The 24,723-nt window shown below is 49.1% G+C and carries 37 protein-coding genes and 1 pseudogene; 19 read left to right on the plus strand and 19 right to left on the minus strand.

All coding sequences use genetic code 11. The features are described 5' to 3' along the window. Positions 1–90 precede the first annotated feature (90 nt). A complete protein-coding gene (locus tag ACN28R_RS23580) occupies positions 91–1,179 on the plus strand; it encodes a site-specific integrase (RefSeq protein WP_095835647.1) in 1,089 nt (362 codons plus the stop codon). Here ACN28R_RS23580 and ACN28R_RS23585 read toward each other — a convergent pair. The 15 genes and pseudogenes from ACN28R_RS23585 to ACN28R_RS23655 all read right to left on the minus strand — a co-directional run bounded on the left by ACN28R_RS23585 (position 1,174) and on the right by ACN28R_RS23655 (position 9,318). Then, positions 1,174–1,428, minus strand: a complete 255-nt coding sequence (locus ACN28R_RS23585) for a pyocin activator PrtN family protein (protein ID WP_095835648.1) — start codon at positions 1,426–1,428, stop codon at positions 1,174–1,176. The two genes, ACN28R_RS23580 and ACN28R_RS23585, sit on opposite strands and share 6 nt — an antisense overlap. Positions 1,429–1,506: 78 nt before the next feature. Continuing rightward, entirely contained in the window at positions 1,507–1,776 is a 270-nt protein-coding gene (locus ACN28R_RS23590) for a hypothetical protein (RefSeq protein ID WP_095835649.1), read from the minus strand. Beyond that, positions 1,766–2,752 (minus strand): hypothetical protein, encoded by a 987-nt coding sequence (locus ACN28R_RS23595; RefSeq protein ID WP_183096780.1) that lies wholly within the window; start codon positions 2,750–2,752, stop codon positions 1,766–1,768. Before ACN28R_RS23595 ends, ACN28R_RS23590 begins: the two co-directional genes overlap by 11 nt. Then, complete coding sequence (locus ACN28R_RS23600; protein WP_095835650.1) at positions 2,737–3,249, minus strand: hypothetical protein; 513 nt, start codon at positions 3,247–3,249, stop codon at positions 2,737–2,739. Before ACN28R_RS23600 ends, ACN28R_RS23595 begins: the two co-directional genes overlap by 16 nt. Then, the gene (locus tag ACN28R_RS23605) at positions 3,246–3,485 is read right to left on the minus strand and encodes a DUF4060 family protein (RefSeq protein WP_095835651.1); all 240 of its coding nucleotides are present in this window, start codon (positions 3,483–3,485) and stop codon (positions 3,246–3,248) included. Before ACN28R_RS23605 ends, ACN28R_RS23600 begins: the two co-directional genes overlap by 4 nt. 40 nt (positions 3,486–3,525) lie before the next feature. Further along, positions 3,526–3,741 carry a ParE family toxin-like protein gene (locus ACN28R_RS23610; RefSeq protein WP_095835652.1) on the minus strand — a complete coding sequence of 72 codons (216 nt, stop codon included), beginning with the start codon at positions 3,739–3,741 and terminating at the stop codon, positions 3,526–3,528. Further along, on the minus strand, positions 3,722–4,558 hold the full coding sequence (locus ACN28R_RS23615) for a ParB/RepB/Spo0J family partition protein (protein WP_095835653.1): 837 nt from the start codon (positions 4,556–4,558) through the stop codon (positions 3,722–3,724). The genes ACN28R_RS23610 and ACN28R_RS23615 overlap by 20 nt, the downstream gene beginning before the upstream one ends. 85 nt (positions 4,559–4,643) lie before the next feature. Next, entirely contained in the window at positions 4,644–5,456 is an 813-nt protein-coding gene (locus ACN28R_RS23620) for a YfdQ family protein (RefSeq protein ID WP_095835654.1), read from the minus strand. A gap of 64 nt (positions 5,457–5,520) precedes the next feature. Next, complete coding sequence (locus ACN28R_RS23625; protein WP_095835655.1) at positions 5,521–5,892, minus strand: hypothetical protein; 372 nt, start codon at positions 5,890–5,892, stop codon at positions 5,521–5,523. A gap of 233 nt (positions 5,893–6,125) precedes the next feature. Then, the gene (locus ACN28R_RS23630) at positions 6,126–6,341 is read right to left on the minus strand and encodes a hypothetical protein (RefSeq protein ID WP_095835656.1); all 216 of its coding nucleotides are present in this window, start codon (positions 6,339–6,341) and stop codon (positions 6,126–6,128) included. A gap of 206 nt (positions 6,342–6,547) precedes the next feature. Continuing rightward, positions 6,548–6,751: a hypothetical protein gene (locus ACN28R_RS23635; RefSeq protein WP_145957992.1), complete on the minus strand. Its 204-nt coding sequence runs from the start codon at positions 6,749–6,751 to the stop codon at positions 6,548–6,550. Positions 6,752–6,791: 40 nt separating this feature from the next. Then, on the minus strand, positions 6,792–7,100 hold the full coding sequence (locus tag ACN28R_RS23640; protein WP_095835657.1) for a hypothetical protein: 309 nt from the start codon (positions 7,098–7,100) through the stop codon (positions 6,792–6,794). 382 nt (positions 7,101–7,482) lie between these two features. Further along, positions 7,483–7,890 (minus strand): NYN domain-containing protein, encoded by a 408-nt coding sequence (locus tag ACN28R_RS23645; RefSeq protein ID WP_257790314.1) that lies wholly within the window; start codon positions 7,888–7,890, stop codon positions 7,483–7,485. Positions 7,891–7,953: 63 nt separating this feature from the next. After that, positions 7,954–8,310, minus strand: a pseudogene (locus ACN28R_RS23650) (PIN domain-containing protein); the annotation flags it as partial. Between the two features lie 297 nt (positions 8,311–8,607). Next, positions 8,608–9,318, minus strand: a complete 711-nt coding sequence (locus ACN28R_RS23655; RefSeq protein ID WP_095835659.1) for a LexA family protein — start codon at positions 9,316–9,318, stop codon at positions 8,608–8,610. A gap of 105 nt (positions 9,319–9,423) precedes the next feature. Between ACN28R_RS23655 and ACN28R_RS23660 the strand changes: the two genes are divergently transcribed. From ACN28R_RS23660 to ACN28R_RS23695, 8 genes are all read left to right on the plus strand, one after another. Next, a complete protein-coding gene (locus ACN28R_RS23660; RefSeq protein ID WP_095835660.1) occupies positions 9,424–9,630 on the plus strand; it encodes a Cro/CI family transcriptional regulator in 207 nt (68 codons plus the stop codon). Positions 9,631–9,689: 59 nt separating this feature from the next. Next, positions 9,690–10,220, plus strand: coding sequence for a YmfL family putative regulatory protein (locus ACN28R_RS23665; protein ID WP_095835661.1), 531 nt, complete (start codon positions 9,690–9,692; stop codon positions 10,218–10,220). Between the two features lie 54 nt (positions 10,221–10,274). Next, positions 10,275–10,574: a hypothetical protein gene (locus ACN28R_RS23670; protein WP_095835662.1), complete on the plus strand. Its 300-nt coding sequence runs from the start codon at positions 10,275–10,277 to the stop codon at positions 10,572–10,574. A gap of 182 nt (positions 10,575–10,756) precedes the next feature. Further along, positions 10,757–12,295 carry a DEAD/DEAH box helicase gene (locus ACN28R_RS23675; protein WP_095835663.1) on the plus strand — a complete coding sequence of 513 codons (1,539 nt, stop codon included), beginning with the start codon at positions 10,757–10,759 and terminating at the stop codon, positions 12,293–12,295. Continuing rightward, entirely contained in the window at positions 12,292–13,257 is a 966-nt protein-coding gene (locus ACN28R_RS23680; protein ID WP_095835664.1) for a toprim domain-containing protein, read from the plus strand. The genes ACN28R_RS23675 and ACN28R_RS23680 overlap by 4 nt, the downstream gene beginning before the upstream one ends. Beyond that, positions 13,254–14,264 carry a DUF968 domain-containing protein gene (locus ACN28R_RS23685; RefSeq protein WP_095835665.1) on the plus strand — a complete coding sequence of 337 codons (1,011 nt, stop codon included), beginning with the start codon at positions 13,254–13,256 and terminating at the stop codon, positions 14,262–14,264. The genes ACN28R_RS23680 and ACN28R_RS23685 overlap by 4 nt, the downstream gene beginning before the upstream one ends. Next, a complete protein-coding gene (locus tag ACN28R_RS23690) occupies positions 14,257–14,652 on the plus strand; it encodes an antiterminator Q family protein (RefSeq protein ID WP_095835666.1) in 396 nt (131 codons plus the stop codon). The genes ACN28R_RS23685 and ACN28R_RS23690 overlap by 8 nt, the downstream gene beginning before the upstream one ends. A gap of 243 nt (positions 14,653–14,895) precedes the next feature. Continuing rightward, entirely contained in the window at positions 14,896–15,948 is a 1,053-nt protein-coding gene (locus tag ACN28R_RS23695) for a DNA-methyltransferase (protein ID WP_095835667.1), read from the plus strand. Between the two features lie 22 nt (positions 15,949–15,970). Here the strand turns inward: ACN28R_RS23695 and ACN28R_RS23700 are convergent, their stop codons facing one another. The 3 genes from ACN28R_RS23700 to ACN28R_RS23710 all read right to left on the minus strand — a co-directional run bounded on the left by ACN28R_RS23700 (position 15,971) and on the right by ACN28R_RS23710 (position 16,866). Then, positions 15,971–16,255: a HigA family addiction module antitoxin gene (locus ACN28R_RS23700; protein WP_095835668.1), complete on the minus strand. Its 285-nt coding sequence runs from the start codon at positions 16,253–16,255 to the stop codon at positions 15,971–15,973. Next, positions 16,255–16,533 carry a type II toxin-antitoxin system RelE/ParE family toxin gene (locus ACN28R_RS23705; RefSeq protein ID WP_095835669.1) on the minus strand — a complete coding sequence of 93 codons (279 nt, stop codon included), beginning with the start codon at positions 16,531–16,533 and terminating at the stop codon, positions 16,255–16,257. Before ACN28R_RS23705 ends, ACN28R_RS23700 begins: the two co-directional genes overlap by 1 nt. 78 nt (positions 16,534–16,611) lie before the next feature. Beyond that, complete coding sequence (locus tag ACN28R_RS23710) at positions 16,612–16,866, minus strand: hypothetical protein (RefSeq protein WP_236840265.1); 255 nt, start codon at positions 16,864–16,866, stop codon at positions 16,612–16,614. Here ACN28R_RS23710 and ACN28R_RS23715 point away from each other — a divergent pair. Genes ACN28R_RS23715 through ACN28R_RS23725 form a run of 3 tightly spaced genes read left to right on the plus strand, consistent with a single transcriptional unit; the run spans position 16,808 to position 17,906 of the window. Beyond that, a complete protein-coding gene (locus ACN28R_RS23715) occupies positions 16,808–16,945 on the plus strand; it encodes an HP1 family phage holin (RefSeq protein WP_236840263.1) in 138 nt (45 codons plus the stop codon). The genes ACN28R_RS23710 and ACN28R_RS23715 overlap by 59 nt on opposite strands. Further along, a complete protein-coding gene (locus tag ACN28R_RS23720) occupies positions 16,945–17,499 on the plus strand; it encodes a lysozyme (protein WP_262987523.1) in 555 nt (184 codons plus the stop codon). The genes ACN28R_RS23715 and ACN28R_RS23720 overlap by 1 nt, the downstream gene beginning before the upstream one ends. After that, entirely contained in the window at positions 17,478–17,906 is a 429-nt protein-coding gene (locus ACN28R_RS23725) for a lysis protein (RefSeq protein WP_095835672.1), read from the plus strand. Before ACN28R_RS23720 ends, ACN28R_RS23725 begins: the two co-directional genes overlap by 22 nt. Positions 17,907–17,960: 54 nt before the next feature. Here ACN28R_RS23725 and ACN28R_RS23730 read toward each other — a convergent pair whose 3' ends face one another. After that, the gene (locus tag ACN28R_RS23730; protein ID WP_095835673.1) at positions 17,961–18,398 is read right to left on the minus strand and encodes a hypothetical protein; all 438 of its coding nucleotides are present in this window, start codon (positions 18,396–18,398) and stop codon (positions 17,961–17,963) included. Between the two features lie 59 nt (positions 18,399–18,457). Between ACN28R_RS23730 and ACN28R_RS23735 the strand changes: the two genes are divergently transcribed. From ACN28R_RS23735 to ACN28R_RS23765, 7 genes are all read left to right on the plus strand, one after another. Beyond that, the gene (locus ACN28R_RS23735; RefSeq protein ID WP_095835674.1) at positions 18,458–18,799 is read left to right on the plus strand and encodes an HNH endonuclease; all 342 of its coding nucleotides are present in this window, start codon (positions 18,458–18,460) and stop codon (positions 18,797–18,799) included. A 145-nt stretch (positions 18,800–18,944) separates the two neighbouring features. Further along, the gene (locus tag ACN28R_RS23740) at positions 18,945–19,400 is read left to right on the plus strand and encodes a phage terminase small subunit P27 family (RefSeq protein ID WP_095835675.1); all 456 of its coding nucleotides are present in this window, start codon (positions 18,945–18,947) and stop codon (positions 19,398–19,400) included. A 2-nt stretch (positions 19,401–19,402) separates the two neighbouring features. Further along, complete coding sequence (locus tag ACN28R_RS23745) at positions 19,403–21,121, plus strand: terminase large subunit (RefSeq protein WP_095835676.1); 1,719 nt, start codon at positions 19,403–19,405, stop codon at positions 21,119–21,121. Positions 21,122–21,331: 210 nt separating this feature from the next. Further along, the gene (locus ACN28R_RS23750; protein WP_095835678.1) at positions 21,332–22,582 is read left to right on the plus strand and encodes a phage portal protein; all 1,251 of its coding nucleotides are present in this window, start codon (positions 21,332–21,334) and stop codon (positions 22,580–22,582) included. Continuing rightward, on the plus strand, positions 22,557–23,210 hold the full coding sequence (locus tag ACN28R_RS23755; protein ID WP_095835679.1) for an HK97 family phage prohead protease: 654 nt from the start codon (positions 22,557–22,559) through the stop codon (positions 23,208–23,210). Before ACN28R_RS23750 ends, ACN28R_RS23755 begins: the two co-directional genes overlap by 26 nt. A gap of 13 nt (positions 23,211–23,223) precedes the next feature. Continuing rightward, entirely contained in the window at positions 23,224–24,429 is a 1,206-nt protein-coding gene (locus tag ACN28R_RS23760) for a phage major capsid protein (RefSeq protein ID WP_095835680.1), read from the plus strand. A 36-nt stretch (positions 24,430–24,465) separates the two neighbouring features. Beyond that, positions 24,466–24,717: a hypothetical protein gene (locus ACN28R_RS23765; protein ID WP_145957993.1), complete on the plus strand. Its 252-nt coding sequence runs from the start codon at positions 24,466–24,468 to the stop codon at positions 24,715–24,717. The last annotated feature ends 6 nt before the right edge of the window (positions 24,718–24,723 follow it).

Genomic DNA, 24,723 nt, shown 5'->3' on the forward strand with positions numbered 1-24,723 from the left:
TTTTTATCGGTTTCGTTATATTTTTGCATTCATGGGACACCATTGAGGACGCCACGTTTTGGTGTCCTGATATGCGGAGATGATAACGAAATGGCTTACTTTACGATTGCTAAAAGACCCCGTGCAGATGGGACGGTGAGATATCGCTGCACAGTGGGGGTGAAGGAGCAGGGTAAACACCTTTACAGAGAAAGTAAAACGTTTGGGAAATTAGCTTTGGCAAAAACATGGGGTACACGCCGTGTAGCTGAAATTGAAGAGCGTGGCGTCCCATCCGATTCTGATGCAAACCAAATAACAGTGCGGCAATTACTGATGAAGTACATCAACGATCCGGCTCTCGGCGGTAAAGCTGGTCGTACAAAGAATTATGTTCTCAACATGCTGGTGGACTGTGATATCGCAGAAATAAAACTGGCAGACCTATCCGTTAATGATGTGGTTGAGCATGGTCGCTTACGTGCTGGCGCGGGTGCTGGTCCGGCAACGGTTTCCCATGATTTGAGTTACCTATCATCAGTTTTGGCTGCTGCTAAACCGATATTTGATATCGATTACACTGCGAACCCTGTAACCGATGCGCGTGTAATACTGGTAAATATGGGGGTTGTGGGGAAGTCACAAAGACGAAGCCGCCGCCCTGTTGGTGATGAGTTGGCACGACTGGAAGAGGGGCTAAAGGTACGCCAGGATCATCGGGCGGCGATCATTCCATTTGTGGATATCCTGAATTTCTCTATCTTGTCGTGCATGCGTATTGGTGAGGTGTGTAGGATTAAGTGGTCTGATATCGACGAAAGGCAAAAGGCCGTTCTGGTTCGTGACAGGAAGGATCCGCGTAAAAAAGACGGTAATCACATGCTGGTTCCCTTGCTGGGGGAGGCGTGGGACATTGTGCAGCGCCAGCCGAAAAAATCAGAATTTATTTTCCCCTACTCGTCAAAATCAATAACAGCGGGTTTTCAACGAGTGCGGGCAGCTTTGGGTATTGAGGATTTACGGTATCACGATCTGAGACGGGAAGGGGCGAGCAGGCTTTTTGAGGCGGGATTTAGCATTGAGGAGGTTGCCCAGGTTACCGGGCATCGTTCGCTAAATGTGCTGTGGCAGGTTTATCGGGAGCTATACCCGAATAGTCTGCACCAGAGATTTGAAGACCTGAAAAATAGGCATTCATGACGAACAATGGCGCATTTCTTCCTGCGCCTCAATTCTGCGACTATCGATAAAATCCGCCAAATCCTTAACATGAACCATGCGAGGCGCCTTCTGCGTGTTACCGATACGAAATGTAGGGATGGGTAAATCACCGGCACCAGCTTTTTTATCTGCCGTTGCTGGCTTCATGCCTAAATAGCGCTCGGCAATGTCTGCCAGTGGGATTGTGGCAGTGTTAAATTCAGCCATTAACAAAAATATTGTATTCATGGATTCTCCAGATAACAAAAAACCGCCCAGTAGGCGGTCTCTAGATGGTTGATATGATTACTTATTGTTGATTGTTTTCTATGAATACTTTTCCGGATTCTTTATGGCATCAAGAAAGCTTTCTGTGCGGTAATCTTTGCTCCAGCCGATCCAGATCGATGAATCACCATCTAAAGAAATGCTGCGGTTTCCTGACATAGAGCTCTCAGGCTGCGGTACAGATTTGCACTGAGTGACAAGGTCCGCTTCTGCAACAAACAGGCTTGCGGTCGTCTCAAATCCGGCAATCAAAACAGTAGCATCTTGATCGCATGCCGCTAAAAGCTTCTGTAATTCACTAACCTTCATAATTATTCTCCTGTTTGGACACCATACCATTATACGGTGGGGAGGCGGCGAGCATGGCTTCAATTTCGCGGTGAGCATCGCCGCATGCGATAGCTGAATAGCGTCCACGGCTACCATCGTTATCGAACAGTTTGTTTATTGCGGCCCGCAAACCATCCGGCACTGCGTAAGACCGTCTTACTGGCTCGGTGTAGAGATAATAAACGTCATCCGGCAGATCATGAATGGCAGGCGAATAAACCAGATTGAATTTGTTCCCTGCTAGGCGCCCGCTTTGGATACGGACTGTAGCTACCGGCTTTCCACCGTCCAATGCTCGATCTATCGCGGCACGCTCGGCAGGAGTGAACCGATCAGCCTTTACTGCGTCCGATAGCACTTTTGGATTGGCTTTGCGCTGGTGGAGCATCATAGCGAAATTGCCGACATCTTCGAACGTACCCGAATTACCTTTGACCAGGTGAGCTACCAACATCACCGCCAGGCTTTCCACGCTACAAAGATGCGGGTCATCCCATCCACGCCGACCTTTAGCGCGAGACTTTGCAAGTTTGGCTTTACATGCAATAGCAAATCGATCAAACGCTTCATCATCTGAATGTTGCAGTACCTGTCCTGAATTACCGGACAACTGGAGCAACGAACGTAATGCGTGACGCGGTACAGCCGCCCATTGCAGCACTGTATTCGGGAGGTATTCATACTCGTCTGGTAGAGTGTTCTCAATTTCGTCCAGAGCGTCGGAAAGCTTCGCAAAAGAATCGTCCGGGACAACATGGCATAACTCGCCGTCAATCTCTTGCTGACAGCTATCATCAGCGAGTTCAAACGCGGCCTCGCAAATATCAAGTAGCATCTTGATGACGCGGCGGTGTTCTGCCGTTACACCGTTATCCGGCACCGCTGGTGGATCTCGATAAATCGGAAGACCGTCATAATCGACGTCAACATAATCTGGCTTTACGGACTCAGACATAAACCCTCCTTGCTGAATTTCAGCGCTTCTTTATAGCTGGCCTTTGCTGCCTTTTTCGTATTGCACCAATTGCCCTCTACATCACGAACTGGATATCCGTGATAATCGCTATATGATTTCCTGAACATTCGGTATTGATATCTGCCGCCATCACGCCGGTATTCGAATTCAGGCTTTTTCCAACCCAGTAGCCATTCCGAGAAATCTTGGCAGGAATCAGCATCAAGATATTCGCTATAGCGGGTGGGCTTTGGTGGAGTGGGTAGGGCTGATATAGCGGCGACTTCCCCGGATTTTGTACAGTGATAAAGCTTGCCGCCGCCGACAAAATCAGGAGAGGGGCGTTTGGTCATCATTCCATCTGTGACCAGAGCTTCAAGATCGTCATTATCTGAATGCCCGCAGCCCGCCAGAAAATAATTGCGGTATGGCTCGCGTTTCGTAGCGCTAATACCAAGTGCGTGCTGCATCAATTCTATTTGGCGTAATGTTGTCATGACGGCACCCCACACATCTTCTGCAGAGAACGGTGATGGTTCATCACCGTGGCAACGTATGACGCATTCCGATTTATTACTTCAACGGAATAGGTTTTATTGGCTACGCGGACGCGATAGGTTTCGCTATTTTTCCGTCGAGCGTAATTGCCGTAACGTTGCTGGTGGTTTTGAAGCGCCGCTTCTGCGGCCTTTCGTTCCAGTGGGGTTAATTCACCCCTTATGATATGGCGCATGAAAACCTCCAATAAAAAGCCCCGCTGGTGGCGAGGCTCGTTATTTGTCGATCAGGTTGTTGTAATCGTTGTGGTTGAGTAATTCCCAACTGGTACCGTCGCGTGACAGCAGGCGCCAACGTTTATTAACCCGTAGCGTTTGATATTTTTTGCCGTGCGTCCGGCGCGGGATAACTCGACCTGTATTGACCTGCTTTAACAGGATGTTGGCTTTTTCTGAAATCCAGAGAGGCGCTTTATTCTGGCTGATGTTCATTCTGCTGCCCCTCGCTGTAGTCTTTAAACTCGGTGAGGATTTTCATCACCTCGTCTTTAACGCCGGGCGGGAGCATTAGATAGTCACGCAACCCGTCCTGGCTCACGATGGGGGTAGACTTATAGATCAGCTCAATCAGGCGTTTGGTTTTCGCCGCGGCGAACTGTGGTTTTGCCAGCGACTTCGTAATTTTCTTTTTACCGGCAGACTCGGCCTTTTCCATCAGATTCGAGATTACCTTGTCGGCAAAAACGCCATACTTCCGGGTTATATCGATCGCCAGGGCGTAATTCAGCGAACCAGCTCGAACGAGACTTTTGACATACGGCGAGCACTCCTGATGTAACTGCAAGTGCTGGAGAATGTCGGACTCCGACCGTTTAACTTTTTGCGCTATCTGCGAGTTACTCCAGCCCTGATTAACCAGCCGCTGGTATGCTGCGCCGCGTTCCAGCGGGGTAAGTGCCAACCCCTGTGAGCTGGTGACCATGAATGCAATCTTGTCAGCCTCTGTGCCGACAAAGTCCTTACATTCAAGCCTGAGAACTTCGCACCCGGCCTCATTTGCGGCCAGCGCGCCGAAATAGCGGTGATGGCCATCAATGACCTTAACGCCGTGCTCTGTTACCTCGACGGCCAGAGGGGGGATGTATTCACCGGCAATGAACGCGTCCCTAAATTCTTCAACGTGGCTCTGATTCAGTTCACGGACGTTATAGCCGCCCTCGGCATAAATTTCTTCCAGTGGGACCAGGTGAGTTTTTCTAACAGTGATGCCAGTTTCTTTACTGGCATAGCGTTGGTTTAATGTGGCCATATTTATCTTCCTGTCGGGTAAATGCTTCACTATGCGCACCGCAGGGCGCGCATAAGGCTGCACTTTTCAGGGAGAAAAGGGAGGATTAGATAGAGCCTTCGTAAACCGGGATGGTTTCGAGAGCGTTTTGCAGTTCAGTAACGATTTCGCTGAATGCGTGTTCGACGATCTTTTCAGGGTCGATCAGCTCATACCAAAGGAACAGTTGACCCTCTTTAATACGGTAGCGGAAACGGGCGTCAATCTGGTACGGATTGCCATTGTGGAACGGGGCGATGGCCAGGCTGATTTTTTCCGGTAGTTTTGTATTACCGCTGCCGGATTTTTCGTCGCTGTAGCTCATCTGGAATGTGCCGTCATTCAGCCGTTTTACAGACTTGAATTCAGATTTACGCGTTTCCGAGAATGCCAGGACCATTTCCAACAGTTCCGTGCCAGACGGCCCGGCGTAGGTATCGCCAACCGGCGCAATATCACCGATGTGTTTTTCGATAAATTCACCGAATTCCACCTGGCGCATGGCACTGCCATCCAGCGCAGCCCATTCCTTCCACTCTTTGGAAAACGGGCAGTCGTAGATCGCCCGGTGGCTACCCCAACTCGGAAGCTCCGCGCTTTCGTGATAGTCCAGCACGGCAACAATCTTTGTTTTGGTATTGTCGGCAAAGATGGCGGTGCGCGGGTCTTTGAATTTGTTAACGTAGGCAATCAATGATGAAACAGCGATTAGATTAACCTGCTGGCGAATCAATGATGGCTGCAACTGGAACTTTTCCAGCGACGTTAAATCATGATCGTGTGGCACAATCGCTGATGGGATATCAGTCCCTGGATTATGTGCAGTAATAGCCAGATTACGAATTTCAGACACGGCAGAGCCGTCAACAATCTGTGACATAGATATTTTCCTTGATTGTTTATTTATGGGGGAAGGTTAATTTTCAGGACGAAAAGATCAAAAATTAACTGTTGGACTGCAACTTGATAGGGGCCGCGTTGCTTTTGGTATTAATGACCTGAAGGTCCATCTGAACCTGATCGGGGTCATCACGCAGTAGATCTCCGTCAGCGGTAGAAAACATGATGGTATCGGCCAGCTCAAGTTTCGGCTTATTGAACTTGACGTCCGGCGTGACTTTGATTGTGTCTTCCGTGCGACTGTTCAACATTTCGCAGTTAAGCGTCAATGTGACCGAGCCTTTTTTTCGTGTTTCCCGAACCGCTTGAATAATCATTGCGAGGGTTTCAGTTAATTCAGCGTCCAGGGTGCCTTTATTTATATAGGCAATCTGTTGGCTGAACGGTGTGCATTTACTTTCAGCATTTTCAGACATGTCATTTTCTCCTTTCACACACAGAAGCAGGGGATTGCTTCTCTCTGTAAAAAGGGCAGTCAGCCGCAGAACATTATCTTCATCCTCCGGTATTGGGTTAGAAGAACGGTGACCGCCAAAGGGATAACAAGGGTATGTTGTGGCAGGATTACCACAACGAAAAGAGCACTGGTTCACACCCTACGTTTAGCATCTCACGGATTCGGTGCGTCCCAATGCTCTTTGCTGTTGTGTTAATCGGGGTTGGCTAATTTTCTCAGACGTTCAAAGTCCGCATCCTGCCTTTCGCCCCAGGTGATTTCCGCCCACAAATTGAATGCGCCGTATGCCCATTCTTTATACATTTCCGCAATGCCGGCAGAGTCAGCGTGTTGAATCGATGTGGATATGCAATGAGTAATCTGTTTTTCTGTCGCCGCGGTGATGTCTTTATATGTCCAGGTTTTCATTGTGAGCCTCACCCTGTGAAAATTTCATAAATGTGATAAACACCGGCAATCACGAGAGACAGCGCAGCCATGATTGCTAAAGTGATCAGGATTTCCATCACACACCTCTTTATCAATGCCATCGTGATTACCTCGGATGTAGATCGCCGGTTACGAATCCGGCGACGCGAACCCGCGCCCGGTTGATGCCCTGGTGAAGGCGGGAATTATTGATGTTTTAATTCAGCGTAATATTCACGGCCAATCTTCATGGCCATGTGAAATCGCATTGCTGGTGGGATACCGCTTCGTTCCATGTAGTCACAATGTGATTGCATCTGCTGAACAAGCCGTAAATGTTGTGCTTGGGAAAGGCGTTTGTTGGTGTCAGGTTTCATAATGACCTCAACTGCTGGTGGTAGTGGTTTCATTCATGCACCCGTAAAGCTGGTAGGCGCAGGGTGAAGTCACTCAGCAGCCCATCATGCGCTCCATGCGCTCCATACGTGCCATTTCCGCCAGTTCGCGAGCGTTACGGCGTTCCTCAACCAGCTCGCGCTTTTCTGCAAAGGTCAGCGCCGCAATGTTGGGCACCCGAACCTTGCCGGTAGCACAGCAATGGGTGCAGGGAACGTCATAAGCGCCGTCTAAAATCATGTCGCGCTCTTCCGGCTCCATGTCATTCAGTTCGCTACTGGTGAATCCGTTGGAGAAAGCAGGGTTGTCCATCATGCCGTGTCCTTCGCAGACATGGCAGATAACGAAATTGTACTTACGCATTGAGGTATCCTCTCAGGTAGTGGTCTTAATGAAGCGCCCAGAGGACGCTTTATAAGTTCACTTATCCTTTGCTGTGGTCACGGCATAGCTCTCACTACCCCTGCACCCCTCGCACTCGCACCGGTTTTGCATTTCTCGGTGGTCTAAGCGGTCATCTGAGACAGTGTATTGTCTCGATGGGTTAAAAGTACCGCAGGTATTATTGCTGGTCAATACCTAAAGTATTAAAATAAATACTGCAAGTATTCCTCTGTTGATTTATAAGTGAATTTATTTTTTGCGGGTGTGTGACGGGTTAATCGATAGGTGGGATAGGTGAGGGGATTAGCCAAACGACAGGTACAAAAAATCCCGCCGTAGCGGGATATAAAAAATGGAAACATTATCTATGATTTTGTGCCCTTGTATTTTTGTGTCTCGGAGGTCGGGCAGTTTGCTTTTTCGGTTTTCGTTCGTGCCACCAGTCAGGTAATGGAGTTGGCTCCACTTCTAAAGCATCAGCCATGCCAGAAATCAAGCTGTAGGAATGAACCCCATCAATATGCTCAGATAAAGATGCGGTGACAGTTTGCCGTAGCGGGTCTAAAATGAAGTCTATCCCTTTTATCCTTGCATGTTTTGCTGCTGGAACGAAATCAGAATCGCCCGCGACAAGGACTATTACATCGACTAACTTTTCATAAGCAAGTGTAGTTATATCCATACCTAACTTTATGTCGACTTGCTTTTGTTTTATATCATAGTAGAAATCGTCGTTGTTTAACTCATCCCATTTGCGCCTTCCAGTCATGAGTGCATCAAGAGCATGAGTTTTAAGCTGCCATCTTTTATTATCGACCAAGGTTCCTAAGCGTAACGCTGTTTTTCTGCTTTTGCGGAGTTCTTCGTGTAAAGCTTCTCGGAGAATGTAACTTGGTTCTAATTTAAAATTTTTTCTTCCTGGAGTTTTATGAGATGGATCTGATGGTAGTGGTAGCCTTGTCTGAATATCAAGTGGAGGGCAGTCATAGAAGTAAATTCTATAAAGCTCAACAGGCTCTCTTTTATCTTGAGACTGTTTCCTTCCATTCAAGTGGCTTTGAACCAAGGCCCATATAATTTTCATTATGTGGGTTGCTGATAGTTCATGATCCTTAAAATGTTTTCTCTGTGTGGCATGTACCCGCTGCATAAAAAAGCCAGCGTCAATCATAATTGCTGCTTTCTTCATTTTTCATCCAAAAAAAAATGGCTTGGAGCCGTTATGTAGATATTAACAATTGTCTACGAACGGGGCCAAGCCTGATGGCCTAAAGGTATGTCAAACCAATCTATCCGTCAACTGGATTTTTGTTTTTTTTTTAATGTCAAGACTACAATATACAGGACTTGCTGAGTATCAATGATCATCAGTTGTTTATCATTACAATGAAACCAACCTCATCATAGTCTGAACAGCTACAGCATAGTTCAAGCAAACCGTTTGTACTCAATGGACTGCACTGCTGCCGCAGAACTTTAGCCATGGCTATATCAGACGCAGTTTTGTTTCCACTGCGACGCCGATGATCCGGCAGTTCCCGTTGATTTCCCGCATCGGCCATGCTGGATTCAACCCTTTCAGATAACGCACACCACCGTCGATTATCAGTTTTTTGAATGTAGCTTCGTTTGAATCTGTCAGCTTTGCGACAACTAGGCTACCGTTTACTGCGTCACGGCCAGTATCAAACAAAACCAAAGTTCCCTCTGGGATACTCAGGCCAGAGGGGGATGTCATTGATTCCCCCTCGACCAACAGCCAAAACCCTTGACCCTGTATGTGGGCGTCAGATTCGAACCAGTGATCGATGTCCTTTAGTGTGTATGACTCAACTGCCTCATCCCATTCGCCAGCCTGCACTTTACTTATGAGTGGATATTTTATGCTTGGTTTGTACGATGCGACGTATGTAACGTTGGGTTCTGCTACATGTGAGTACCCGGCAACTTCTTTTGCCAACGATGGGCTGAAGTCTGAAATTGATACTTGTAAAATTTTTGCAAACGCAGAGGCCGTAGCCACGTTGAGCGAATTTCTTCCGTTCAGATAGTGGCCTACTGCGCCTTGAGTTATATCCAGTTCATCAGCGATTTGCTGCTGGGTAACACCCAATGTTTTTTTCTTCGACTCGTACAAAGCCTTTAGACGCTTAGCATCTTCGAGCTGTTCCGCGGTCAGGTTCTTTTTCTTTTCCATCCTTGAATTCTAATACCTACGTTATTAAAAAATGAAATACCGCAAGTATTGATTTATTTAATACTTTGGGTATTATTGTTTTGTAAGTGAGTTCAGGAGCCAACAATGCAAAAACAAACTCTCGCTGATTTCGTCAGGGAGAACGGTCAGGCGAAAGCGGCTGATGCAATTGGTGTTCACCAGACTGCGATCAGTAAGGCCGTCCGAACTGGAAGAAAAATATTTGTTATTCAGCTACCAGATGGCCGTGTGGAAGCAGAAGAACTGAGGCCATTTCCAAGTAGCAAGCACCAGACCGATCAAGTTGCTTGATGGAACCCAGTATCTAACAGCTATCAGTTCAATGTAACCACAGCCAGGAGAACCTAACTGTGTCACAGCAAAAACCAGAATGGCAGGCAGAGAAACAGCCCGATTGGGTGATAGCCGTTGCCAGAAAAATCATTACGGGCCTGCCGGGTGGATACGCTGAGGCTGCTCAATGGCTGGGAGTTACAGAGAACGCCCTGTTTAACCGTCTGCGTCCTGACAGTAACCAAATATTCCCGATCGGCTGGCTGATAGTGCTACAGCAAGCTGGTGGCACAACGCTATTTGCTGATGCGGTATCACGCCAGTCAAACAGCGTTAACGTCCGTCTACCGAGCATTGAAGAGATAGAGAATGGCGATGTGAACCTGCGCTTGATGGAAGCGATTGAATATATCGGTCGTCACTCTGAGTTAATTCGCCACGCTACAGAAGACGGCGTGATTGATGCTGAAGAGAAACGGGCGATTGATGAAAACAGCTATGCCGTTATCGCTAAATTTCAAGAAAGCATCGTCCTGCTGTACAGCGTTTTCTGTCCACAGTCTGAACAACCACCAAATACCCAAATCATTCCCCATCGACGCGAATAACGCTGGTGGCCATCTGCCGTAATAACACAACCGTTTGATTTTCGGAGGTGCCAGATGGACGCATTCAACTATGTGAAACCTGTTATGCCAGTCGCGTATTGCCGTGAGGATGCCGCTTGGATTCAGGAAACGTTACGCCAGTTACCGACCGCGCAGCGGGTAAAAATCGCGCATGCCTACGCGGAGGTGTACCAAGCCGCATTCGACGCCGAGCCGGTTTCGTATCGGCAGGAAAATGCAGGGCGCAGGGCGGCAAATACGCGCCTGCGGCTGTATGTCGAGCGGTTCTCAAGAGCCAATCAGGGATTCACATCCCCGCCGCCGCTGGCGTCACAAGCGAGGGTAGCAGCATGAATTTTGTACCGGTGTTTTTTTTATACGGGGGAGCGGGGAAGGGTAAGAGGGGGGAAAGGGGGGTGATCGGGTTGGGGTGAGGGGGAAGGAACAGCACTACCAAAGAGGGATGATCTTAAAGAGATCGATCAGTGAATTGCCGGGTGTGGTTATTTATACAGTGGTGAGGTGAAAAACAGAAAATGCTGAACATTACGCCAAATTTAGCGCAGGGCAGGGCATTGAACGCGCTGCGCCAGAACTGGAAGACAACGGCCAGTTTCATGATTTACAGCCCGGTCGGTAGCGGCAAAACCGGACTGGCAGCGTTTATCACTGATGGGCTGGTTAGTCGCTCTATGCGCGTAATGTTTGTGGCTCCGTACACTGTCCTGTTAGACCAGACGGCAAGCCGTTTCGTTGAGTACGGTCTCCCCGCTGATGAGATTGGTTACGTTTGGCGTGGTCACCCTGCGTATGATCCGCAACGCCTGATTCAAATCGCCTCAGCCGACACGCTGATCCGCCGCGAATTCCCGGACAACATCGACCTGTTGTTTATCGACGAAGCGCATCTGAAGCGCAAAAAGATTTTGGAGACGATTGAACACCTGGCTCAAAACACCGCGACGAAAGTGATCGGGCTGTCTGGTACGCCGTTCGCTAAGTTCCTGGGTAATTATTACCAGCGCCTGATCAAGCCGACGACGATGAAAGAGTTGATCGAGATCGGCGCACTGAGCAAGTACGAATTTTACGCCCCATCAACGCCAGACCTGAGCAGCGTTAAAACCGTAGGCAACAGCGACTACGGCTCTGATTACAACGAAACCCAATTATCCAGAATGATGAGCGAAGCCAAACTGGTAGGGGATATTGTTCAGAACTGGCTGGAGAATGGGCAGAACCGACAGACCGTGTGTTTCTGCGTTGACGTCGCACACGCGAATTTTGTTGCTGTCGAATTTAACCGCGTTGGTGTCGCTGCTGAAATCATGACGGCGAAAACACCTCACGACGAACGCCAACTGACTATCCGCCGCTTTGAACAGGGCATCACGAAAATCATTATCAACGTTGGCGTACTGGTTGCCGGGTTCGACAGTGACGTGCGCTGCATCATCTACGGGCGCCCCACCAAATCAGAGATTCGCTGGATTCAATGCCTGGGGCGCGGCCTGCGTACTGCGCCCGGTAAAGATTACTGCCTGATATTCGATCACTCTGGAACCGTGCACAAGCTGGGCTATCCCGACGATATCGAATATGACGGCTTACTCTCCAGTTCTGACGGCATGGAAGACGTCCCGGTCAACGCGTCAAAACCAGACCAGCAAGAACGCCTGCCGAAAGAATGCCCCTCATGCCATTACGTGAAACCTGCCGGTATCTACATTTGCCCCAAATGCGGCTTTAAACCGCTGTCCGGTGAGGATGTGGATACCGACAGGAGTCGCGGCCTGACAAAAGTCAGCAAAACCAAAGAGAAGTTCACAGCAGAAATGAAGCAGGCGTGGTGGTCACAGATTCTCTTCTATCAGCGCATCCGCAGTACACAAGGCAAGCCGGTCAGTGATGGCTGGTGCTCCCATACATATCGCAAGAAATTCGGCGTCTGGCCTAAAGGGTTACACCGCACCCCTATGGAGACTACGCCTGAAGTCATGAATTACATCAAATCGCTGCGCATTGCCTATGCCAAGGCGCAGGAAAAAGCACATAAACAAGAGAAAGCAGCATGAACACAGCAAAAGCGGCTATCGGGCGTTGGCCGGAAATATTCGAATACTATGGGTTACCCCCAGTGACGGGGAAAAACCATTTTAAGGGGGAATGCCCGCTGTGTGGTCGCCGCGGCAAACTCCGTATTGACGACAAGAACGGCACCGGCTCGTACATCTGCGTCTGTGGATCGGGCGATGGCTGGTCAATGCTGACTAAAGCCACGGGAAAGGATTTCAAGACGCTGGCGCCGGAAGTCGATCGTCTTATCGGTAACGTGTTTACGCGTAGCGATGAAGCGCCGCCAAAGAGCCAGACAACGGCTAGCCGGGAAAAGGTTATACGCAAATTCCCAACATTAACCCCATTGCGCAGCACTGACGCCGCTAAATACCTGCTGAACCGTGGCATTACCAGCTTGCCCACCGATGCCGTGCGTTATTGCGACACCCAGCGAGCCGCGGGGAAAACATTCCAGGCTATTTACTCTCTTGCCACTGATGACAAGGGGACGTTGTGTTACCTGCACCGTACACTGCTGGACGGTGACAAAAAGGCGGACATCGGCACATCACAGAAAAAGCTGATGAAGCTGCAAGAGGATAACTATCTGGAACACGCCAACTCAGTGGCCATCCGCATGTTTCCCGTATCGACAACGCTGGGCATCGCTGAGGGCATAGAAACGGCGCTGTCATGCCATCAGATAACGGGCTGCAACACCTGGGCGGTACTGAACACCAATTTCATGAAGAAGTTCCGCGCCCCGCGTGGCGTCACGCACTTAATCATTTTTGCCGACATGGACAACAACGCAGCTGGCCACGCTGCCGCTTTCCTATGCGCCAACGCCAATCTGCTGACAAAAAACGATATTCAGCGGGTATCTGTACGGTGGCCCAAGTCTGGCGACTTCAACGATTTACTGACAGAAGGTCGAGACGTCTATGAACAAACTTTTTACCGGGGCGGTGTTCAATGAAATTACTGCTAAACCCGGTTGTCGTCCCTGAACTGGGGCAGGTTATATTGCGTCCAGGCCGCGATTTACTCCCTATGTTTCGGCAACGCATCGTTGTGGATTCTGCAACGTCAGACCTGAAAGACAAGCCCTCTGGTGTTCTGAAAGCGGAACAGTCGCTGATAAACGATAAGTGGATGCCGTTTCTGACGCATGAACGCGTACTTGATGCCGCTGGTGGAAAAGATGGTCTGATTGCATGGCTGAAACAAGGCGTGGGTTGCCAGTGGGCCGGAGACTACCATCACGAACAGCCGACAATTCTGGAATATGAGCATGGTGCAATTCGTCTGTGCTGGCATCACGATAATGAACTGCGTGAAAATACTGATGGCGTTCGAGGTCACGTAGCACAAAATATCGCGGAGTATGTCGTAATGTCTGCCCGCCGTTGGTTCTATTTCCCTGACAGCCATCAGCTCACTGAACCGGAAATAAGCTGGTGGGCTGTCCTTAAAGGTGTCCCCGACTTACTCCCCGACCACGCTATCCGCGTCAGCCTGCGCATGCCAATTGTCACAGAACAACCCGGCCCGCAACGTGAGTGTGACATCGAATGGGAACGCCCTGCAAACGAAATACTCGACGAGAAAGTCGCAAAGGTTAAACCCATCCTGAAGTTGGTCATCGACGAAGAACCAGCTGCAGGATTCATGCTGCGCCCGAAACTGAAACGTTGGGAACACGAAAGATATACGCGCTGGGTAAAAACTCAAGCGTGCTGTGCCTGTGGAAATCGCGCAGACGACCCGCATCACATCATCGGCCACGGTCAGGGAGGCATGGGAACGAAGGCGCACGACCTGTTTGTTATCCCGCTGTGCCGTTACTGCCATGACGCATTACACAAAGACACAAACACCTGGGAAACCGAGCACGGCAACCAAGTGGAATTACTGTTTCGTTTTCTGGATTGGGCGCTGGGCATCGGCGCGATAGTTATTTATCGGGGGAATAAAAATGCGTGATATTCAGCAGGTATTAGAACGGTGGGGCGCTTGGTCCCGCCAGAGATTAGAAACCGACTTTTCACCAATCGCCGCTGGCTTTAATGGATTATTAAAAGAAAGCGCCAGCCCAGATAGTTGCTGTGATGACGACGCAATGATTATTGATTCGTGCGTTGGAAGGCTACAACAGAAGCGGCCAGACGAGCATGAGCTATTGGAAGATCATTATGTAAAGGGTATTCCCAAAAGAGGGCTAGCCCGGAAACATAAAGTGTCAGAAGGGATGATCCGCATAAAGATTCAAATGGCCGAGGGGTTTATTGATGGGTGTCTTTCGATGCTAAATGTCCGTCTTGAGATGGACCCGTACACCGAGCGAAAAAATATTATCGAACCGGTGAAATAGTATTAGTGCGTTACGCAAAATATGTACTATTGTGATAAGAGTGGTCGCGGTGTTAAGCGGCTTACCTATTTCAAGACCTCGTTTTTAAACGGGGTTTTTTATTGCTGTGAGAAATGGGCGACCGGAGAGTGTTAGCAGCACCCAGCCGATCATTCACTCATGCGGAAAGGTCACAAGCGAACCGAGGCCCACGCTTTAGTGCACAAAGCGGATCGAGCCTACCAAAAACGGTGCTTATGATCTATGAAAAATACTGTAGATTTAAACAGTATTAACCTTGTTAACGCTGACTCTCTTGAATTCATCAAAACCCTGCCGGATAACTGTATTGACCTGATTGCAACCGACCCGCCGTATTATAGGGTGAAGCCAAATGCCTGGGATAATCAGTGGAAAAATGCAGAAGAGTACCTACAGTGGCTCGACACAATGTTTGCGGAATTCTGGCGGGTACTGAAACCAGCGGGTAGCCTGTACCTGTTTTGCGGGTGGCATTTGGCCGCAAATATTGAACTACTCATGCGTGAGCGGTTCGACGTGCTGAATCACATCATTTGGGCGAAACCGTCTGGCCGCTGGAACGGATGTCATAAAGAAGACTTGCGCTCATACTTCCCGGCAACAGAGCGAATTTTGTTTGCTCAGCACTATGCAGGCCCGCGTAGGCCAAAAGCAGACGGATACGTGGTTAAATGTACTGAGTTAAAGCGCGATGTGTTTCGCCCGCTGATTGATTATTTCAGGGATGCCCGCACAGCATTGAAAGTCTCATCAAAGGATATTAACGCCGCGACGGGCAAGCAAATGGCGTCACACTGGTTCAGCGATAGCCAATGGCAATTACCCAGCAAAACGGATTATGAGAAATTACAGAGCCTGTTTTCCCTCATTGCGGTAGAACGGCAACAACGTAATCAGCTTAATAAGACGCACAATACGCTGGTGGATGATTACGCGGCACTATCGCGCCGATACTCTGAGCTGGTGGCCGAATATGAAAGCCTGCGCCGGCCATTCTCTGTTTCAACGCTGGTTCCATACACCGACGTGTGGACCTATCCGCCTGTACAGTTTTACCCAGGGAAACATCCTTGCGAAAAGCCCGCAGAAATGATGCGGGACATTATCGCGGCAAGCAGTCGGCCAGGTGATGTGATAGCTGATTTCTTTATGGGTTCTGGATCAACAGTTAAAGAAGCGATAGCGCTGGGACGTAGTGTGATCGGCGTGGAACTGGAAGCGGAAAGATTTAATCAAACGGAAAAAGAAATTTTAGAGCATCCTGTAATTACATGAAGGCCACCGTAGTGGCCTCTTATCATGCGGCAACAAGTTTGTGCAAGGTTGACGTGTCAACGGTATGCTGAGCTACCCATAGACTGTAATTGTCCTGAAGGTTTAGCCAAAACTTCGCCGAACTACCCAGAACAGTAGACAGCTTTACTGCCATTTCAGGACTGATAGCAGCATTGCCCGCAACAAGACGTTGTACAGTGGAAGGCGCTACACCGAGTGCCCTGGCTAGTTCTCTGATGCTTACGCCCAATTCTTCTAGGGTTTCGGCAATGATTTCCCCCGGATGCGGGGGGTTATGCATAGTCATCAGTGGTAATCCTCATAATTAACGATGTAGGCATTCCCATCGATAAATTCAAATGTAATGCGCCAGTTCCCTGTAACGGTTATGGACCATTGTCCTTTTTTGTCTCCGGTTAACGAGTGGAGACTGTAGCCAGGGCGGTCAATATCCTTTATCTCTTCCGCTGCATCAATAACCGCGAGACGAAGCCTGATTTTCCCAGCTTGTTTTGCATCTATTCCTGCGGTGGAGCCTTTTTCGAAGAACTGACGCAACCCTTTGTGCTTGAAGCTTTTAATCATTAATAGCTTTCCCGCTGTTGCGTCATGCGAAACATTATATCAGGTGTTGCTTGTCACGCAACGATTATTTCATATTAACTAACTCTGGCTCACTTCGGTGGGCCTTTTTCTTTTCCCGTAAATCACACACAGCGCCCCGTACAGCGGAGGTGAGGTCATGAGACGAATGAGCACGATATACAGCAGATTATCGTACGGAACAGGCGCTGGGTTAACTGGCGCTGGCGTGTCAGAAAAGACGTATTCCGCCGCAACAAGCCCAAGCGGATCTTGGTTGATAGTTGAAACAATTTCCGGATTAACACTCAGCGATTGGGCAATCATCGTCGGCATCATCTGTACCGCGGGAACGTTTGCTGTCAACTGGTACTACCGACGCAAGGAATTTCAGTTGAGATCAGGTGGTGCATGATGAGTAAACGCAAGATTGCCGCTGGCGTCGTTTGTTCAGTAGTGATCGCCATTTCTACCGTGCTGTCTTGGGGTAATGTCAAAACCAACAAAGCGGGATTAGAGATTATCGGCAACGCTGAACAATGCCGTCGAGACCCGTATTACTGTCCTGCAGGTAAATTAACTGACGGCCTGGGTAACACACATGACGTTTACGCTGGGAAGACTGACGAGCAGATTTATCGCGATTGGGAACGAAATATTCTGGACGCAGAGAAATGCATCCGTCGATATTTCCGTGGCGACGATATGCCGATTAATGCATTTAGCGGAATGACTAGCGCCGCATTCAATATGGGCTGTCCAACGCTGCGCACATACTACAGCTCCGCACAGAAAAAGCGCGTCGAGACGTCTATTCATAAATGGGCGCAAACCGGCAATTGGGTGAATATGTGCAACCATCTCCCCGATTTCAAAAACGCTGTAGTGAATGGAAAATTCCAGCCCTTACGCGGGTTAGAGATCCGGCGTGAGAAGGAGCGTGAGCTATGTCTGTCAGGACTACAGTAATCGCCGTTCTGCTTGCGCTCATTGCTGTGCTGTCATTCGGCGTCTACTACTACTATGGCGCATACAGTAAAGCCGATCACGATTTGAAGCTGGCTAATGACACAATCAGCGACATGCAAACCCGTCAGCGTGATGTTGCAACGCTTGATGCCAAATACACCGGAGAACTCGCAGATGCTAAAAACAAGCTGGCTGATTTGCAGCGCTGTGTTGCTGCTGGCAAGTGCGGGCTGCGCGTCAACGTCATCAAGCAAGCCGCCGCCACCCCCGGCGTGGATGATGCAACCGGCGCCCGACTTACTGACACCGCTGAACGGGATTATTTCACTCTCAGAGAGCGAATCGAAACCATCACAAGGCAACTGACCGGATTGCAGCAATACGTCCGTGAGCAGTGTTTGAAATAACCGAGTATTAATCAAGGGGCCATATCGTGAACCCCAAGCGGCTGAATAATGTGGCTACTTCAAGGATTTTATCGTTTCTTCAATTTTTCCGGAAAGAATGGCGAATGAGTCTTCAGCCTGGAATTCGTCAGCTTGAAACCTTGCGATATCTTTCTTTATTTCAATAATTTTCGACGAATCATTTTTATCTTTAAAGACGATGCCGCCCCCAAAAAAAGAAAAATATCCCTCACCTCTTTGGTAAATAGGATTGTCGCTTAAGATGGGGTGTTTCTTTTGAGGATCTAAACTTTGTATGACATACATTTTTATGTCATATCCCTTATCTTCAATTATCGGGGCTGTTTTATCGATAATGCATTTAGCTCTTTTTGTGACCGTCATGGTGTAGTCATTTTCAAGTCCGCCAGCGTTACGAAGTTCAGCTAATTTGTACTCTGCGCCACAATATGCCTTGGCAAGAACTAAAATGGCTTCTGTATTTGATTGCATGTGTAATCCTTATTTGCTGGGTAGTGACATTAGTTAAATCGAATTTATTGGTGACAATAATGCCAGCACGAATCCCTCGATCATGTCGAAAACACGGCTGTAGCAACACAACCACCGAACGTTCAGGCTACTGCGAACAACACCGTAACACTGGATGGGAGAACCATCAACAAGGCAAGAGCAGGCACGAGCGCGGCTATGGTAACGACTGGACGATAAGACGCGCTCGCATACTGAAGCGTGACAATCATCTGTGCCAGGAATGTTTACGCAAGGGCCGGGCGGTGGCAGCTACCACGGTTGACCATATCAAACCAAAGGCACACGGTGGCACGGATGATGATTCAAACCTCGAAAGCCTGTGCTGGCCGTGTCACCGCACCAAAACAGGGCGTGAATGATTCAAATGAAAGTCATTCTCATCAGGGGAGGGGCGGGTCAAATCTCTACAGCCCAGGCGCCATAGTACCGCTGCCTAGGTCAGATTTTTATGCGTCCGAAATAAGGAATTTTTTTTCGATAACTTTTAACATTTGAGGTGCTCCCATGGGAACAGCAATGAGAGCGGCTGGTGGGGGCAGAAAACGCAAGACCACGACAAAAAATAAGAGCGGACTCACGCGAATATCTCCGCCTCCCGACTTGATGAGTGATACCGCGATCAGGATATGGAAAACGCAAAGCAAAATTCTGATAGAGCGAGGTACTTTTGAATTAGAGGATGCGCCGCTGTTGCTTGCATACTGCAATTCATTTCATCTGATGATCACTGCTGAAAAAGTTATTGCCGCTGCCGCCGAACGCGATTTGGAAAATAAGGGGCTGACGGATTTGGGGGGATCTGGCGGATTAAAAAAACATCCAGCCGTGGCCGTGCGTAATGATTGTGTTTCACAGTTGGCCCGCCTGGGCTCTTTACTCGGCCTTGATCCACTCAGCCGTATAAGAATGATTGGCGGCAAGGACGGCGACGAAGAAGAGAATGAATTCGATGAGTTTTAACTATGGCCTCATACCCGAACGTGAATGCCGCCCAGCAATACGCGCGGGAGGTCATTAATGGAAAAATCCCCGCCTGCAAATATGTGATCGCAGCTTGCCAGCGACACTTCAATGATATCGAAAAAGCAAAAAATAAAGATTGGCCCTATCGTTTTGACAGAGACAAAGCTGAACGAGCATGCCGATTTATCCAAAGATTGCCTCATACAAGTGGCAAGTGGGCTAAACAGAAATTAAAGATCACGCTGGAGCCGTGGCAGCAGTTTATTTTCTGTATGGTGTTTGGTTGGGTTAAGAAAAAAAATAAGATGCGCCGGTTTCGTGAGGCGTATACAGAAGTTCCCCGTAAAAATGGTAAATCCCTATTCGCTGCTGGTGTCGGCACGTTTATGTTTTGTGCGGATGATGAATACGGTGCGGAGGTGTATTGCGGTGCAACAACCGAGCGTCAAGCGTGGAAGGTGTTCCGTCCCGCGCTACTGATGGCTCAAAAACTCCCTAATCTGCGTAAGCGGTTTCAGGTAAAACCCTGGGCCAAGAAAATGACTCGCCCGGACGGATCGGTATTTGAACCGATTATCGGCGATCCGGGTGACGGTGACTCGCCATCCTGCGCATTGATTGATGAATACCATGAACATGCGACAGATACCCTATACACCACGATGACTACGGGTATGGGGGCGAGGGCGCAGCCGCTGGCATGGATTATTACCACCGCGGGGTTTACGCTGGAATGCCCGTGCTATGAAAAACGTCGCCAGGTAACGGAAATGCTGGACGGTATTCTTCCCAATGAAGAGCTGTTCGGCATTATCTACACGCTGGATGATGGAGACGACTGGACCAAACCCGAAGCGTTGGCCAAAGCAAACCCTAATATGGGTGTGTCGGTTGAAGAAGATTATCTGCTGGCGCAACAGCGGCTGGCGATCGATGTTCCATCACAGACAAACAAGATTAAAACCAAGCATTTTAATCTTTGGGTTTCAGCAAAATCAGCCTATTTCAACCTGGAAAAATGGAAGGGATGCGCTAACACATCATTAAAAATTGGCGATTTCTATGGAGAAGAAAGCCATTTAGGTATCGACCTGGCATCAAAACTGGATTTGAACTGTGTTTGCCCGGTATTTACCCGCGTTATAGAGGGGCGTACACATTATTTCTGTGTAGGTGCTCAGTTCTGGGTGCCAGAGGAAACCGTATTTTCTCCCGATCCTCAGTTGAAACGTACCGCCGAGCGTTATCAAAAATTTGTGAATATGGGGAGGCTCATATCCACTGATGGCGCAGAGGTTGATAATCGTCAAATATTTGAACATATCGTCTCAATGAATGAGACGGTGAAGGTAATGAGTACCCCGATAGACCCTCATGGTGCAACCAGCATATCCCACTCTCTGGCTGATGAAGGGCTTAATCCGATAACCATCATTCAGAACTACACCAACATGAGTTCTCCCATGAAAGAACTGGAAGCGGCTATCGCCTCCGGGCGTTTTCATCATGACGGCAACCCAGTTATGACATGGTGTATCAGCAACGTGGTGGGAAAACAAATCCCAGGCAGTGATGATGTTGTGCGACCTACCAAAGAGGGTGATGAAAACAAAATCGATGGCGCAGTGGCTTTAATCATGGCTATAGGCCGGGCGATGCTTAACAAAGAAGAAAGCCTTTCCGATCGTATCGAATCCCACGGGATACGCTCACTGTAATGGAGCGCCATACGGCGACAATCTTATGTTTCTAACGTTATTGGCCCTAATTGTAGGGATCATTGGTGCCGTGCTGCTGTCATTCGGTGCCTGGCTCCTTTATCCGGCGCTGGGATACATGGTTGCTGGCGGTCTTTGCCTGTTCTGGTCATGGCTAGTATCCCGCTCTCTGGCAGGTTTTCAGGCTCATAGTGGTGAGAGAGGTAAGTAATGTTTTTCCCGAACCTGTTTAAATCAGCAAAATCAGACAGCACGCCGATTACCACTCCCGCCGAACTAGCTGAAATGGCGGGGCTGACATATGACACTTACACCGGACTGAAGATCGGCAGTCAGAAAGCCATGAGACTGACAGCTGTTTTCGGCTGCGTCCGCGTGCTGGCGGAATCAATCGGCATGTTGCCCTGTAATTTGTATAAGGCAACAGATAAAGGGAAAGAAAAAGCCACAAAGGAACGGTTATTCAAGCTGCTATCCCTGAAGCCTAACGATTATATGACTCCACAAGAATTTTGGGAGTTACTTATCACGTGCCTTTGTCTGCGGGGTAATTTTTACGCTTATAAAGTCAAGGCGCTAGGTGAGGTGGTGGAGTTATTGCCGCTCGATCCCGGTTGTGTTCAGCCAAAGCTGGATAGTAATTGGCAACCGGTTTATCAGGTTACCTTCCCTGATGGGAAATCTGATGTGTTGGGACAAGATGATATCTGGCATGTCCGCATACTGACGCTGGATGGGCTGGTGGGGCTAAACCCAATAGCGTATGCGCGTGAGGCGATATCGCTTGGACTGGCAACCGAAGAGCACGGTTCCCGTTTATTCAAGAATGGCGCAGTAACGTCCGGCGTTCTGCGAACCGATCAAGTGTTGACCGATGCAGCGTACGCCCGATTGAAAAATGATTTTGAAGATCGACATACCGGGCTGGGCAACGCTCACCGTCCGATGATCCTAGAAATGGGCCTTGACTGGAAATCGATGGCGTTGAGTTCCGAAGACAGCCAGTTTCTTGAAACACGAAAATTCCAGCTTGAGGAAATTTGCCGGCTGTTCCGTGTTCCCATGCATATGGTGCAAAACACCGATCGGGCCACTTTCAGCAATGTAGAAAATCTGGGTATCGGCTTTATCAATTACAGCCTTGTGCCGTATCTGACGCGCATTGAGCAGAGGATTAACACAGGACTGGTGCGGGAGTCGAAGCAGGGTACGTTTTACGCCAAGTTTAATACTGGCGCGTTGCTGCGTGGGGATATGAAATCCCGTTTTGAGGCATACGCCACGGCAATAAACTGGGGTATGTACTCGCCAAACGACTGCCTGGAGCTGGAAGATCGCAATCCTCGCCCCGGAGGTGATGTCTATCTAACCCCTATGAACATGACAACCAAGCCGTCTGCCAGCGATAAGCAGGGGGCAACAGAGGAAAATAATAATGACGATGACAAAACAGCGTCTTGATGTCCCTTTAAAAATCAAGGCCGTCAGCGATTCCGGCGAGTTTGAGGGTTACGGCTCTGTTTTCGGCGTCAAAGATAGCTATGACGACATCGTTATGCCGGGAGCATTCACGGGATCATTACAGGCGTGGAATGAAAAGGGCTCATTACCGGCCATGTTATGGCAACACCATACCGATGAGCCGATCGGTATCTATACAGAAATGAAAGAGGACGAAGTGGGACTGTTTATTAAAGGGAGGCTGCTTATCGACGACGATCCCCTGGCAAAACGTGCTCACGCCCACATGAAGGCCGGTTCTTTAACCGGCCTTTCTATTGGATATCAGCTTAAGGATTGGGAGTATGACCGGGATAAAGGGGCGTTTCTGTTAAAGGAAATCGATCTTTGGGAAGTCAGCCCGGTTACGTTCCCGTCAAACGATGAAGCCCGTGTCAGCGATGTTAAGTCAGCGCTGGCCCGCGGTGAAACCCCGACACAGAAAAGTATTGAACGAGTCCTGCGCGATGTTGGGCTCTCCCGCACCCAGGCTAAAGCCTTTATGTCTGGTGGCTATGGCGCCCTGTCTCAGCGTGAAGTTGATGGCGTGGGCTCTGCATTGAATGCACTGAAATCCCTTAATTTTTAATCCGGAGTACATTATGTCAGTAGATATTAAAGACGTTGAACAGGTCGCGCAGGACTTGCAGAAGAAATTCGATGAGTTCAAGGAAAAAAACGACAAGCGCATTGATGCTGTAGAGCAGGAAAAAGGCAAGCTGGCGGGTGAAGTCGAAACTCTCAACGGCAAACTGGCTGAACTGGATGCGCTGAAATCCTCTCTGGAAGAAGAGTTGAAAGCAGTTAAACGTCCGGGCGGCGGTACACAAAGCAAGGCGGTTTCTGAGCACAAAACCGCGTTCTTGCAATTTATCCGTAAGGGCTCAGAAGACGGACTGCGCGAATTGGAACAAAAAGCCTTACAGACCGGCGTTGATGCAGACGGTGGTTATGCCGTACCGGAAGAACTGGATCGCACTTTGCTGGATATCCTGAAAGATGCAGTAGTGATGCGTCAGGAAGCCTCAATCATTACGGTAGGCACCAGTGATTATAAGAAACTGGTGAACCTGCATGGCGCTGCATCCGGGTGGGTGGGTGAAACTGATGCCCGTCCCGCAACCGATACGCCGAAACTGGCACAGATCACCCCATTCATGGGGGAAATCTACGGTAACCCGCAAGCTACCCAAACGATGCTGGATGACGGATTTTTCGATGTCGAGTCATGGATTAACAGTGAGTTGGCGCTGGAATTCGCAGAACAGGAAGAAGTCGCGTTTACGGGCGGCAATGGCGAGAAGAAACCAAAGGGGTTTCTGGCCTATACGTCTGCGGTGGACGACGACAAAACCCGCGCCTTTGGTACGTTGCAGCACATCCAGTCTGGTGCTGCCGCTGGCGTGACCGCCGACGCAATCATTAAGTTGGTGTACACGCTGCGCAAAGTGCATCGCACTGGCGCCAAGTTCATGCTGAACAACAATACGTTATTTCAGGCACGCATTCTGAAAGACAGCGAAGGTAACTATTTGTGGCGCCCTGGTCTGGAGCTTGATCAGCCGTCCACGCTGGTTGGTTACGGCATTGCTGAAAACGAACAGATGCCGGATGTTGCGGCAGATGCCAAGGCGATTGCATTCGGTAACTTCAAACGCGGTTACACCATTGTTGACCGTATCGGCACTCGCATCTTGCGCGACCCGTATACCAACAAGCCGTATGTCGGTTTTTATACCACCAAGCGCACAGGCGGAATGTTGACTGACTCGAATGCCATCAAACTGATGCAGATCGGCGCGGCATAATCAAAGGGGCTTCGGCCCCTGTTTTCGGAGAACGGCATGATTAAGTTACTGAAAGACATTAAGTGGTCGCCGGATGGGATCAGCGTTAAGACATTCAAGGCTGGCGAATACGATGGTTTACCGGCCCGCGTGGTAGAGATTGCCGAGCAGTTGGGTATTGTTGACGAAGACGGCAATCAACATAATGCTGGTCAGCAGCCAGAGCAGCCAGAGCAGCCAGAGCAGCCAGAGCAGCCAGAGCAGCCAGAGCAGCCAGAGCAGCCAGAGGCCAAGAAAAGTAAAAAATAACCCGAT

It is taken from the genome of Brenneria goodwinii, assembly GCF_002291445.1.
In the GTDB taxonomy this organism is placed as follows: Bacteria; Pseudomonadota; Gammaproteobacteria; order Enterobacterales; family Enterobacteriaceae; genus Brenneria; species Brenneria goodwinii.